The sequence below is a fragment of the Fructilactobacillus lindneri DSM 20690 = JCM 11027 genome (assembly GCF_002907375.1).
Lineage (GTDB): Bacteria > Bacillota > Bacilli > Lactobacillales > Lactobacillaceae > Fructilactobacillus > Fructilactobacillus lindneri.
Window position 1 is genome coordinate 1 of record NZ_MIYK01000012.1, and the last position, 1566, is coordinate 1566.

General features: G+C 41.5%; 1 protein-coding gene. It reads left to right on the forward strand.

The genetic code is table 11. The annotated features are described in order from the left end of the window. Window positions 1-135: 135 nt before the first annotated feature. Window positions 136-1494: an IS4 family transposase gene (locus BHU33_RS04835; protein WP_054646993.1), complete on the forward strand. Its 1359-nt coding sequence runs from the start codon at window positions 136-138 to the stop codon at window positions 1492-1494. Window positions 1495-1566 lie beyond the last annotated feature (72 nt).

The following is a 1566-nucleotide window of genomic DNA, read 5'->3' on the forward strand; positions in this document are numbered from 1 at the left end:
TAACTGAAACTTGAAAGCTAATAATCACGCCAAAGGCGTGTGGTTATTGGCTTTTTTGGCAAAAAAATAAACGCAAGCTCTCCTGCGTTGTATACTTTAGTCGACCAAAACCAAGATACAAAGGAGACTTACGTCATGAATATTATAAGACAAAAAAATACAGAAAACGAGCTTCACAATATTGTTCATCAATTTACTTCCCTCATTGGTCTATCTAAACTCACCAAGTTGGTGAATTATCGCCGGCATTCAGAAATCAGCTTGATGAAGGTCATTGAATGGCTGCTCACGACAAAGTTCCTGGGACGCTCGCTTTATCGAGCCCATGAAACACCTAACTTTACCAGTCGCACCGTCAGAAATAATTTGAACGATGGCCGGATCAATTGGCAACGCTTGATTTGTCAAGTTGGGAGTCATTTAATCAAGCATTTACGACCGTTTATTGACCGCCGGCGGCGGTTAGCATTGATCATTGACGATACACTCTTTTCCCGTGAGTACGCCACCCAAACCGAATTACTAGCGCGAGTCTTTGACCATGACAAACAGTTATATATTAAGGGATACCGGGCTTTAACTTTGGGTTGGAGTGACGCCAATACATTCTTACCGATCAACTTTGCATTAATGTCTTCCAAGAAGCCACAAAACGTCCTTGGAAAATCAGCTAAAACAACCGATCAACGAACAATTGCTGGCCGGAGACGTCGCCAAGCACAGCAAAAAATGAACCTCGTTTCATTGCAACTTGTCAAGCAAGCCCTCGCAAATGGCGTTCTAGCTGACTATGTGTTATTTGATAGCTGGTATAGCTCACCAAAAATGTTCTATGAATTAACCAAGTTGGGATTAAACGGCGTGGGCATGCTTAAACGGTCCAGCAAAATTTACTATCAATATCGCGGACGGCAATATTCAGTTAGAGCATTATACAAGCGACTGCAGGCCTCAAAATATCAACCCAAGCAAGCTTATCAATACAGCTGCTTTGTCGAAGCGCACGTCGGGAACCAAAAATTCAAGCTTCGCTTGGTATTTGTGACTAATCGGGCCCGTCAAGATGACTACCTAGTACTGGCAACGACTCAGTTAGGCCTTCAGCCACAAGAGATCATTCAACTATACGCCCGAAGATGGCAAATTGAGAATTACTTTAAAGTTGCCAAGCAATACTTGCGGCTCGACAAATCACAAGTTCAAAATTATGACGGGCTTTGTGGCCATTTAGCAATTGTCATGATGACTTATGACCTATTAGCTTGGCAGGAACGGCAAAATCAGGATGATCGCACCATTGGGGATTTATTCTTTATAATGAACGAAGCCATGCCAGATATTGAGTTGTCTCAAGCACTGGTATGGCTTCTAAATTCGTTAAAAACGATTATTAATCATGAAGTTTATGCAAGAAGAGCCCAAATTATTCAGATGATGAATCAGTTCTTCACATTTTTGCCGAAACGGTTAGTTTCGCTGTTAACAGCAAGCTAAATGGTTAAATTAATTAAAATATGCCCTGTGATACCAAGGGATCAGTCTGTCTTCATACTTTCAAGTTTCAGT